This window comes from Thermoplasmataceae archaeon (genome assembly GCA_038729425.1).
GTDB lineage: Archaea > Thermoplasmatota > Thermoplasmata > Thermoplasmatales > Thermoplasmataceae > B-DKE.
This window is the reverse complement of sequence record JAVYSB010000002.1, coordinates 262,016-273,096: the sequence shown is the minus strand read 5'-3', so window position 1 is coordinate 273,096 and position 11,081 is coordinate 262,016. Positions and strand designations below refer to the sequence as shown.

General features: G+C 45.1%; 10 protein-coding genes and 1 tRNA gene. 3 read left to right on the top strand and 8 right to left on the bottom strand.

Features of this window, described 5'->3' with window-relative positions; genetic code table 11:
• From QW597_03265 to QW597_03245, 5 genes are all read right to left on the bottom strand, one after another.
• Window positions 1-438: pyruvate kinase (locus QW597_03265; protein MEM0155606.1), on the bottom strand; the 438-nt coding region annotated here is incomplete at its 3' end.
• Between the two features lie 37 nt (window positions 439-475).
• Complete coding sequence (gene aroF / locus QW597_03260) at window positions 476-1,258, bottom strand: 3-deoxy-7-phosphoheptulonate synthase (GenBank protein MEM0155605.1); 783 nt, start codon at window positions 1,256-1,258, stop codon at window positions 476-478.
• A gap of 349 nt (window positions 1,259-1,607) precedes the next feature.
• A complete protein-coding gene (locus QW597_03255) occupies window positions 1,608-2,273 on the bottom strand; it encodes a class I SAM-dependent methyltransferase (GenBank protein MEM0155604.1) in 666 nt (221 codons plus the stop codon).
• A 31-nt stretch (window positions 2,274-2,304) separates the two neighbouring features.
• Window positions 2,305-2,613 carry a DUF424 family protein gene (locus QW597_03250; GenBank protein MEM0155603.1) on the bottom strand — a complete coding sequence of 103 codons (309 nt, stop codon included), beginning with the start codon at window positions 2,611-2,613 and terminating at the stop codon, window positions 2,305-2,307.
• Window positions 2,610-4,733 carry a minichromosome maintenance protein MCM gene (locus tag QW597_03245; GenBank protein ID MEM0155602.1) on the bottom strand — a complete coding sequence of 708 codons (2,124 nt, stop codon included), beginning with the start codon at window positions 4,731-4,733 and terminating at the stop codon, window positions 2,610-2,612. The genes QW597_03250 and QW597_03245 overlap by 4 nt, the downstream gene beginning before the upstream one ends.
• Before the next feature lie 151 nt (window positions 4,734-4,884).
• Here QW597_03245 and QW597_03240 point away from each other — a divergent pair.
• Window positions 4,885-4,958 (top strand) — tRNA-Thr (locus QW597_03240).
• A gap of 797 nt (window positions 4,959-5,755) precedes the next feature.
• On the opposite strand, the gene QW597_03235 is transcribed toward QW597_03240, so the two are convergent.
• Window positions 5,756-6,607 (bottom strand): hypothetical protein, encoded by an 852-nt coding sequence (locus tag QW597_03235; GenBank protein ID MEM0155601.1) that lies wholly within the window; start codon window positions 6,605-6,607, stop codon window positions 5,756-5,758.
• Window positions 6,604-7,644: a hypothetical protein gene (locus tag QW597_03230; GenBank protein ID MEM0155600.1), complete on the bottom strand. Its 1,041-nt coding sequence runs from the start codon at window positions 7,642-7,644 to the stop codon at window positions 6,604-6,606. Before QW597_03230 ends, QW597_03235 begins: the two co-directional genes overlap by 4 nt.
• A 522-nt stretch (window positions 7,645-8,166) precedes the next feature.
• On the opposite strand from QW597_03230, the gene QW597_03225 reads away from it, so the two are divergent.
• Together QW597_03225 and QW597_03220 are read left to right on the top strand one after the other, a co-directional pair.
• Window positions 8,167-8,973, top strand: a complete 807-nt coding sequence (locus QW597_03225) for a DUF1028 domain-containing protein (GenBank protein MEM0155599.1) — start codon at window positions 8,167-8,169, stop codon at window positions 8,971-8,973.
• Between the two features lie 94 nt (window positions 8,974-9,067).
• Window positions 9,068-10,108 carry an NAD(P)/FAD-dependent oxidoreductase gene (locus QW597_03220; protein MEM0155598.1) on the top strand — a complete coding sequence of 347 codons (1,041 nt, stop codon included), beginning with the start codon at window positions 9,068-9,070 and terminating at the stop codon, window positions 10,106-10,108.
• A 13-nt stretch (window positions 10,109-10,121) separates the two neighbouring features.
• Here QW597_03220 and QW597_03215 read toward each other — a convergent pair whose 3' ends face one another.
• Window positions 10,122-11,066, bottom strand: a complete 945-nt coding sequence (locus QW597_03215) for an ROK family protein (GenBank protein MEM0155597.1) — start codon at window positions 11,064-11,066, stop codon at window positions 10,122-10,124.
• Window positions 11,067-11,081: the final 15 nt, after the last annotated feature.

Genomic DNA, 11,081 nt, shown 5'->3' with positions numbered 1-11,081 from the left:
AGCATTATCTCCAGCAGAAACGGTGGCCTGATCTTTGGAGGAGTTGATTACCGTCAGTGAAACCTTGCCATCACTCATAAAAATTGTGTCTCCCGGTTTTAGAGATCCAAGAATGCTTGGATGGTTAATGCCTATCTGATCGTCCCTTGCTGAGCCCTTGGTTAGGCTGTATTCCTTTCCAAGCATAATGTTCTTCGTTCCACCCGGGAATGTTAAGGTTCGGAGCTCAGGCCCTTTCAAATCCACCATAATGGCAACATGCGTTTTCTTCTTTGTATTAAGATCCGAGATAATGTTCGAGATCTCAGTGATATAACCGGCAGTGATGTGGGCAGAATTAATCCTTATGCAGGATAGGCCAAGATCGATCATCTTGGCCAGGATTCCTGGTTCCTGGCTGGCTGGTCCAACGGTGGCTATAATCTTGGTTTTTGGCATGCATGCAAATAGGCATTCACTCTAAAGAAAATGTCGATCAGATCATTTGAAGGCCCATAGCTTCAGTAACCTTCTTCATTTTCCCATAGAGCGACTCGAACTGCTGGAAATTAAGCTGCTGGGCTGAATCACTCTTGGCTTTGTCCGGATTGGGATGCACCTCGATCATCAGTCCATCAGCACCCGCGCCCATACCAGCCAGGGCCAGAGATCCAACAAATTCCGCAAGACCGGCAGGGTGACTCGGATCAACTAAAACTGGAAACTTTACCCGTGAATGGAGCACAGGCACAGCGCCAATATCCAGCGTAAACCTCATAGAACTCTCAAACGTCCTGATGCCACGCTCAACAAGCAGAACCCTGTGGTTCCCGGAATTAGAGACGTACCTGGCGGAACTGATGAACTCGTCAATTGTATTGCCAAAACCACGTTTCAGTAGCACAGGCTTCCCTACATGCCCTATTTTTTTCAACAGGGCAAAATTCTGGGAATTTCTTGACCCAACCTGTAGTATGTCTGAATATTTTGAAACCTCATCCATGACAGAGGTATCCATTACCTCAGTAACGATGGCAAGGCCTGTGGCTTCCCTCGCCTCTGCAAGCAATTTCAAGCCCTCTAGGCCTAGTCCCTGGAATGATTCAGGTGATGTCCTTGGCTTGTAAGCTCCGCCCCTCAAGACCTTCACGCCAAGGCGCCTGAGGAACTTTGCTGTCTCGATGATTTGTTCCCTGTCTTCAACAGCGCAAGGTCCGGCTATAACCAGAAATTTTCCATCTTCGATTGCCAGTTCGTCGTTTAACTGGAATCCTTGCATTCAGATCACCCTGAATTGACCGAGTTTATTCACTATGTCCTGATTGTCTAGCAATGCCTCGCCGATAACACCTTCATTGTATCCTGGGATTATAACTTTATCAATCGCCAGCAATGTTATCCCGCTCCCAGACACCCCTGTTCCGCTTATTTTCCTGTCAGGTCAACTGCCACCTCACGTGACTATTAACACGGGGCGTTCTGAGATTCCTTCTGTTGAAATCTTCTAGCCCAGCGTCGGAATCAAGGAGATCTTGCCATGGATATTGAGCAAATGATTCTCTAAACGTATGCAAGCATGTGCGCCTATTATCTAAACAGTTAGGTTCATTCTCTGAGTATCAAAATATTCAACTTTTCCTTGCGACGTGTATGACTACCGATCCCAGCATGAGCTTCAATACTTTCTCAACCTTCATACCAGCCCCACTGATCAGGCGGGAAATTTCCTCGGATGATTTGAAACGTATCACCGAGTTCGCAAGGTAAGTGTATGATTTCGAATGGGTCATTCTGTCTCCAATGAACGGCACAATATGAAAGAAATATGCAGAAAAAAGTTCCCTATATACAGGTATAACTGGCTTGTAGATATCCATGTTCACGAGAAGGCCACCTTTCTTCAACACCCGGAAGGATTCGTCAAAGTAATTTTTCTGGCTCGAAAGGTTTCTGGTGAGAAAGGCAGACATTATACGGTCCATGGATGAGTCAGGAAAAGGCAGTTTCTCAGCGCTGCCAACCACGAAACTTGTCCTTGGAACCAGTGACTTCCGAAACATTTTCTCAGTAATATCCAGTGAAGTCATGATGCATGTGGGGCATTTTTCGCTAACTATGGCCGTGAGTTTTCCGGTACCAGCGCCGCAATCCAGAAGATGCAGACCGTCCCGTAATTCCATTACTCTGACCATCTTCTTCCTCCATGGCTGGTCCAACCCGAAGCTGATCATGGAGTCTAGAAAATCATATTTATCCTGAATTGATTCGAATACGCTCCTGACAGATTCTTCCATCTTATTGGTTATTTTATGCAGCTGAATAAAGCTAATTGATTATTTTGGCGAGCTGGGCATGAGGCACCCTGCCTATATAGATGACGTTTTCTGGAGATACCAGATCCATTTCAATTGCAATGTTAACTACGTGTTCTCCTACGAGATTTGCAATCGTGCACAGATTTAGTGAAGAGCGGAATGTATCATCGGAAACTTTCACATTACCGTAGAAATCCTCTGAGATATTGAGATGAAGTTTTCCCTCCCTGACCTCCGTGTTAAGAAGATCCTGGTCAGCCGCGGACAGGAGTATCTCACCCTGAGCCCTGACAATCCTCATCACTGCAGGACCGGTCATTTGATAACCCCAACCTTCCCGTAGCCGGGTTCATATATCTGCCCCTGGTTTTTCATTTTTGAGAGGGCTGTTTCCACATTCTCTTTTGTCATTCCGCGGGAAACTGCAACCCTTATGACCTCCTCAATTTCCACCGTCTTCTTTTCTCCACCGAGCTCTCTGGCAATCTCCTTGATTATGTCCAGGACCTTTTCGGCTTCGCCTCTCTGTTTGGAGCTCATTCCAGTGTACAGTATGTCTATGCTCTGCTCTCCATTGCTCGTTGACACGTCACGGAGATAATAGTCAACAATCCTCTTGGCGAGAAGTGCATCGTTGTAAGATACCACGCCGGAAAGCCTAGCCTTGGCTGCTGCTTCTGCAAGCCTGATCGTACTTTCCAGTTGTCTTGCGGTTATTGGTATTGAGTCGGTTCCTGTATTTCTAGTGGTGACATACTCATCCTTCAGCAGGCTGATGGCCTCATCTGATAACCTGGGGAAGACCCTGCTCTTTGCATAAGACACGTATTTCCTCACCATTTCCTTTTCTATTGGTGGTGTGAATTCTTTTTCCTCTGGTATTTCAATGTCGGTCAACTCGTTCTGCTCAAGACTCCGGTAAATTTCACCAACGCGATGCGCCTTCAGGATATGCTCCGCAAGCTTCGAGTCGTTGTTCCTCTCCGGAACGTCAATCATCTTGAATATGACATCAAAACGGGAAAGAAGAGGCGGAGGAAAATCAATCTGATCCACGATGGTCTTGTTCTGATCATAGCGCCCGAATTTCGGGTTTGCGGCTCCCAGTATTGAGCACCTCGATTTCAGCGTGGCCATAATTCCTGCCTTTGATATTGTGACGGTCTGCTGTTCCATAGCCTCATGCATCGAAGCCGTATCCCTGTCATCCATCTTATCCAGTTCGTCAATGGCAGCGAAGCCGTTATCAGCCAGTACTAGGGCCCCTGCTTCAAGAGACCACCTTCCTTCACCAAACTCATCTCTCACGGCGGCCGCTGTCAGTCCAGCCGCACTTGAACCCCTCCCGAATGCAAACACTCCCCTCGGAGAAATTTCAGTCATGTACCTCAGAAGCTGCGACTTCGCAGTTCCAGGATCTCCAACCATGAGAATGTGGATATCCCCGCGGATGTTGGTGCCATCCTTCATCGTTTTTCGTACACCGCCGAACATCTGAAGCACGAGGCTAGTCTTGACCATTTCAAGCCCGAAGATCGTTGGTGCAATGGAACTGGCGAGCCTATCTATTATATTCGGCTCCTTAGATAGCTCAATGATGGCATGTTCGTCCTCTTCCGTGATGTGAATGTTCTCAACATCCTTTGATTCCTTCCTGTAGTTGATGGTATAAAGATACACGCTGAACTCCGTTAACAGAGCCGGACCAGCTCTTTTCTGTTCGGCTTTGAGAATTCCATCTATGATAACTCTATCTCCCGGAAAGAGCTTCCCTGTAAGATCGTCCTCCAGAACGACGGTGATTCTCTGTGGTTGTGCTCCCCCTTCAAGCGTTTCCGGATTTTCCTGGATTTCAATCTTTTCGATATCCACAAACTCTGATTCGCCCGTCAGCAACTTAAATCTAGTCTTGGTCCGGTCAAGTCCGCACTCTTCGTTACGGCATCTTACTGGTTCATCCTGCCTTCCCCTTTCCTGCTTCACATAATTTATCGTTCCGCATACAGTGCATTCAAAGGCTGCATTTTGGAGCCTGGGAAGAACTTCTGTATTCTTCCTTATTATGCCACTGACGCTGATCAGGGTTCCAACGTGGTAACTCCTGATGTTGCGGATCTCAGTATCTACGTCCTTAGCAGGAAGGTCTACAAGGCGTATGTTCACTCTCCTCGAATCAGAGGGTTTTTTCTGCTGCATAACATCTGAGATTACGCTTTCTCCTATCCCCAGATAAAGTTCTGGCATCTGCAGAACGTTTGAGGAAAAAGAGGGAACGTCAGAATCATAATCATATATATCCCTGAATGAAACCTTCAGGGATTTCTCATCTGGATACTGAGTGCTGAGGAAATTTATGGCGGTCCTGTAACCGTATTTACTGAAAAAGTCAGCCCAGTGCTGCTTTATTAGGTCTGCTTCCTCCTCCCCCACAGAGAACATGATTTTAGATAACGATGTGCGATATTTAACCTTCTTATTCCAGTGTTGGGGACCAACAAACAGCAGGTGTTTCGGGTTCCTCAGCTTTGCTGCGGGTCTTGGCTCAACAACTGAAAGGAATTATATACATAGTTTCTTTCCCATATTCATTGCCGCCGTAGCTCAGCCTAGTAGAGCGCGTGCTTGGTAAGCACGAGGTCGCGGGTCCGAATCCCGTCGGCGGCTTCTAACACGTATATTTGTTTATACAGCTTCCTGAATCCAAATTTAGAGCACTTTTTAATAAATTATTGGGCTACCATTTTCAAAAGAGCTCAGATTCAAAGAGTGTTTCCTCAATCTCAATAGGCAAAATCTCTTGCACGCAATTAGGATAAAATTACTGGGACGAAGATGCTTCCTAATTGATTTTAACCAATTTCAAAATATATCCCGGACCATGCACTACATGAAAACAATTCACATAATGTAAAATGAACATCATTATTTATGAACTGTTCGGACTAAAATCATTAAAAGCACCACTTACTAAATTTTGTCCCTGGGTATTTCCCTTGTATAAGCTAATTCTCTGAGCATCCCTATCAAAATGGATTTCAAACCTCAAGCCGGGTTGAAAAAAACTTTAATAAGTATGAATAAAGCTGTTTCTTTTGGCTCACAACGGAAATACAATTTACAAAGGAGATGCCATCTTATTTTTGATGTCAAAATCGAAAACTCCATTCAGACGCTAGCATCTTATCAGTCTGTAAATCCCAAAAAATTTTAGTGCAAAACTATCTGGAAGTATATTATTTCCTGGTCCCTCACTAAGGGCGTCTAAATATGTTCCTGGCTGACATTCGCAAATGACGTTCTCCGAAACGAAATAAGCGGCTTCCTGTATTAGCGTAGAACTGGCAATAATTTTTGTGAACAGAACATTGATTTGAAGGTCTGTGTTTTTTCTCGAAGGGAAGATACGCTTCAAAAAGGTAGGAAATATCAGAATAAAGCTGCCCAGTGAGAAATACGCTGGATCAAGTTCCTAGAATCTCTCTGAACTTCGCATACACTTCTTCTGTCTTATCACGGAAAAATAGATCCAATTCGTACGGCCGCTGTATGGAACTTGTTACCCTATTGTGGTTCTCAGTATCTCTACCTGAGGCCAAAGAAGAAGCTCCTTTTGCACTTACCCCCATATCATTCTTTATTTGTTCTATAGTGCCGAAATCTTTTGCATTTCTCCTTTTAAAATTTTCTACTACGACAGTCAGAGACACAAATCCCCCTTTTAGCAACTTCTTGTCCACGTCTAGGGACCTGACTTCATACCATGTAGAAAAATTCCTCCCTGATGGATGTTTTCTCTCTTCTTTCGCAGCTATTTTCTTTGCTTTAGCCTCTGCCCTCCTGATTTCCTTCGTAACTTTTCTGTCAGCAACCTTTTCTTGGGTTTCAATTCTGGATTTTTCCTGTTCCGTTATAAGACGGTAAACAAGCGTCGGACTGAAAACGATACTGTGTGGAGTGGAAACTCTCAGAGTGTTAACTTGGGTATAATATCCTTCAGTGCCTTTTTTTGTATTGCTTTTGTTGAAGTGAAGGCGCGGGCCACGTGCATCAATACCGTGCAGAAACAACATCCTCGCTGGTTCGCCTGAATCCTTTAATCTCGTGAATACTATGTAAGTAAACTTATCCGTTCCCTTGGCTTTTGACTTTTTTGCCAATGTTCGATCAAACAGAGCCTGCCCAAAAGTTCTGATTTCTTCAGCATGAGACTTCACGTCCCTAACGACATAGTAAACTTCCTCGTCTTCTCTGAGGTGTCTGGCCATCACTGCCTTTTCCGTATCGTTCATTTCTGCATCATTTAATGTTTTCAATTCAAATCACGCTCCATGTTTGTTTTCAGGGTTAGCAATTCGTTCCGTTTTTCGTCGTCCGGGATTCCACTTTCTTCTAATACTCTTATGGCTCTTTCAATGGGGGATATTGCAGCCTTCTTCATTTTCTTCCTGAGATGATTATCCGCCTCTATCATATAACATTCTATAGCCCTTCGCATTACTATTCTGGCGGAATCTGTTTCACCTAACTTCATATGAATAGTTGCCGCATGTTCAAAAGCGCGAGCAGATTCATCGTATCTCTTCTTAGTGAAATAATAATCGCCACCCTCTAAAAACACAGCCATGGCTTTATGCATAAACTCTTGGGCACGACTTTCATCATTATTTTTTACTAACATTTCGTAAACCCTTACATAAGTGTTACCAGCAACAATGTATTCCTTGTGTCTTGTGGCCTTGTCCGCAGTTTTGCTATAGTTAAGCATAGCATCGTCTAAATCGACCTGATCAACTTGAATGCCCTCATGAAGAGCCTTGTTGTGACTGATTTTTTTGTCACCTTTTATTCCAGAGAAATGTCTGCTACTGAGCTCTTTATTGATTTCATATTGCCTCTGGTTATATTCAGACGAGCTTTCGTGCTCAACCACTGCGGCAGACACCCTTGCGATCGTCCTTTCTTTGAGTAGATCAGCTCTTTTCTTTTCCTCATCGTTGCCACCCTGTGGTGATACTGAACTGATCCCAATGATCTTCTGCTTTACTCTCTCTATCCCGCCATCACTACCGCTTCCGCTCTTCTGCATTAATTTAATTGCCTGTTCATAATAAATCGCTGCCTGGTGAAGTTCCCCCTCCCTTTCGACAAACTCCCCTCTTTCTTCGGATAGTTTGGCTGCAATATTGAACTGGGCATTAGCGGCTTCAGTTTGGCCAATCTTAAGAAGCTGATCTCCGGCAAGTTTCCTCATCTCTATGGCAAAATTTGTCTTCCCCTTTCCTTCATACTTTTCCGCGGTCTTTATACTTTTTGATGCTGCCTTAAGACCGGCCTTATTGATTTTTTCCAAGGTAGTAATAAAATCCCCTCAAAAATACATAAACTGATATTTTATAAATTTTATTGTGTATATAATAATTAGGAAAATTTCGCCATACCATGTGGAGATCATTCATAATATAAAGAATAGCAGCTTCTTGGAATGGGAAATTGACTCTCATGGTTTGTAAGCGAAATATTAGAAAGAAGCACTAGTGATCTATTTAATCGAACAGATAACTGAAGGCGCCATGAAAGTTCACTCCAGTAATAAATTCGCTGTGAATGGCCTCGGGAATAACTTGGAATTGAAATATTTCTGTCTCAAACAATAGGGTGTTCTACTCCCCTTATGGTCAATAGAAACATATTTTGCGAAGATTCCTTGGGAATTATTCCAAACATCCGATACCGCAGAGCGACATAAGATCAGGACAGATAACGGTAATAATGAGTAACTGCTTTAATTGAATTGTTTAGTCCCACATCAATTAAAGTTTGTGAATTCCACATTCTGGGAAAAATTTATAACGATCACTCATGGTAATCGTCCATGACTTTCTCAGTGGTGGTTTATGACAGGGATGCAAAGGAGTGGGGAGTTGGTGTGGCCAGCAGGTATCTCTCGGTAGGTTCCGTTGTTCCGTGGGCACTGGCCGGCATTGGAGCTATCGCGACCCAATCATATGCCAACTATTCGTATGGTCCGAATGGCTTGGAACTTTTGAAAACTCATTCCGCAAAGGAAACTCTGGAAATACTCACAAGCGCAGATCCTGAAAGGGAGAAGCGGCAACTCGGAATTGTAGACTCCAAAGGAGAGGCTCAAGCCTTCACCGGAAGCCAGTGTCACGAATACGCAGGCCATTTCGTTGGAGATGGTTTTTCTGTACAGGGCAATATTTTAGCCGGAGAACGAGTAATAAATGCTATGGCCGGTGAAATGGAAAAAAAGGGAAGAATTGAGGACAGAATAATACGTGCCCTTTTTTCGGCTGAGAAAAACGGGGGCGACAGAAGGGGGAAGCAGAGTGCGGCAATGCTAGTGGTATCTGAATCCAGAAGTTTTGAGAAGGGTTCGCGGATAGTTTATGATCTCAGGGTTGAAGACCACAGAAACCCTGTAGAAGAAATCAACAGGTTGGTAGGACTCTGGAAAGCTACCAACCTTGACCGCGAATCCATTGAAATAATCACAGTAAAAGACAGCATCACGCATAGGCTGAGGCATCTGGGTTATGATAGCCTGGAGAAATGGGCATATGACAATTCACTCGAGAACTCTGTCAGCGCAGGGAAGATAGGTGTCGTGGCCTACAGGATTCTAATGGGAGAAACCAACCCAGAACTTAATCAATAGGTCAGAACCGATCTGCCATTCAGGAGATATTGCCCACAAAGGGTCCGATCGGGGCAAAATTAATAATGCCCGACCCATAATGCGCTCTGTTAAAATGAACTATGACTATGATGCAGTCGTGATTGGAGCCGGAACCTCGGGACTGGCTGCGGGTATTGCACTTCAGAAAGCGGGTAAGAATTATATCATACTGGACAAGAAAGACGAAATCGGCCTGCCGGTCAGGTCAACAGGTGCGGTATCCATGGAATGGGTCAACAGAATAGGCATGCCTACTGATAAGAGTATAGTTGCATCAGACATACATGCCATGAGCTTTCGCACTGACACAGGGAAGGCAATCTCAATGTCATTCGACAGAACCGTTGGGCTTGTATACGATTTCACGAAGTATGAGAAATTCCTTTCTGAATCAATTGCCGGAAAGCTGAACGTAAGGATGAGGACAAGGGTGAACGCGGTTGACGGAAATGAAGTTACTACCGATAGGGAGAGATTCACGGGTAAATATATAATCAAAGCTGCCGGACCACAGTCAAACATGGGTGCGAAACTTGCGCGTGACCAGGTGCTGGTCGCATATGAAGAAATCCGCAAATTGCCCAGGAGGGATGATTATGAGATGATACTGTGGTTCAGCGACAGAGCACCCGGTGGCTACTTCTGGGATTTTGCAGACGGGCCAGACAGAAGAAAGGTTGGCGTATGCTACTATCCCCTGAATTCCACGGCGCCAAAGGATGTGCTGGCGGAATTTACGAGGCGCTTCCCTGAGGTTGACGGTGCGATGGTAGAGACCATGGCACACCAAATACCACTTTCGGAACCAGCAGCAAGAGTTGTGGAAGGGGATACGATGTTTGTGGGTGATATGGTGAACGCCGTGTTGAATACAACTGCAGGTGGGTTACAGGGCGCATTCTGGTCAGGGAATTCTGCGGGAATTGCTGCCGCGACAGATAATCCTATCTATTACCAGCAGAAATGGGATTCAGAAATTAGACCATGGCTCATGAAACATCACATTCTCCACAAAAGAATACACAGAAACGGAGCAAAATCCGTGGGAAGATACATTACCATGGCCAAAATGATGCCAAAATCTTTCAAGCAGAGGGTATTCGGGGGCCTGTGACCAGTGTCATACTTCATTCATACTTGAATAACGGGACGGCGATCGCAGCCAGATCGGAACCGTTCTCCAGTGCCCTGACGATCTTCACTTTCCTTGCAAGCGACCTCATTTCCTCCTTCACCGCAAGCCTCAGCGGGTGGAAAAGGTCGTTGCCGGCACGTGAAATACCCCCGCCAATAATTATTAATTCCGGGTCAAGTATGTTCACAATGTTGACTATGCCTACGGCAAGATAATAAACTGTTTCCTCAATGATGAGCTGGGCAAACATATCGCTGTGCTTCTTAGCTTCGAAAACGGCCTGGGCATCAATATCATTGGGCCTCATCGTGGAGAACAACTGAGATTCACGGACAGCGCTAATATTCTCCGACACCCTCCTGGCAATGCCCTTCCCTCCAGCTATGGCCTCAAGACATCCTTTCCTTCCGCAACCGCAGGTTGGGCCATTGGACATTATTACCATGTGCCCAAGTTCACCCGCAAGGCCATGCGATCCGCGGTATAGCTTGCCGTTAATGAAGATCCCTCCACCAATGCCTGTGCTGAGCGTGACATAGACAAAGTTTTCAACATCCGTCCCGGAACCAAAAAGACGCTCGGCTATGGCGGCACCTGTTGCATCATTTTCGAGGGTGACAGGCGCTCCGAAATGTGACTTTATTTCCGAGGCTAAGTTGAAATTATTTAGACCTGGAATATTCGGCGAAGATATCACGACACCATTTTTCTGATCCACCAGACCAGCAAAAAGGATTCCTATACTGTCAACGACATCGAAACCGGCTTTCTCCATTACCTCATTTCCCATTTCAACGAGTTGCTGGACCAGCCTCTTTTTTCCGAGATGCTTTATGGTTGGCCTTCTCAGGTTTGCTATTATTTCCCCAGAATCGTTGCCAGCAACAGCAGATATCTTTGTTCCTCCAACATCAAATCCCAATATGGATTTTGGCACTCGCTGCAATCGGGT

What these genes read in the sequence shown, in the direction of transcription:
- QW597_03225 (MEM0155599.1), top strand. Translation starts at nt 8,167, where the DNA reads ATGACTTTCTCAGTGGTGGTTTATGACAGGGATGCAAAGGAGTGGGGA.
- QW597_03250 (MEM0155603.1), bottom strand. Translation starts at nt 2,613, where the DNA reads ATGACCGGTCCTGCAGTGATGAGGATTGTCAGGGCTCAGGGTGAGATA.
- aroF (MEM0155605.1), bottom strand. Translation starts at nt 1,258, where the DNA reads ATGCAAGGATTCCAGTTAAACGACGAACTGGCAATCGAAGATGGAAAA.
- QW597_03220 (MEM0155598.1), top strand. Translation starts at nt 9,068, where the DNA reads ATGAACTATGACTATGATGCAGTCGTGATTGGAGCCGGAACCTCGGGA.
- QW597_03255 (MEM0155604.1), bottom strand. Translation starts at nt 2,273, where the DNA reads ATGGAAGAATCTGTCAGGAGCGTATTCGAATCAATTCAGGATAAATAT.
- QW597_03245 (MEM0155602.1), bottom strand. Translation starts at nt 4,733, where the DNA reads ATGTTCTCTGTGGGGGAGGAGGAAGCAGACCTAATAAAGCAGCACTGG.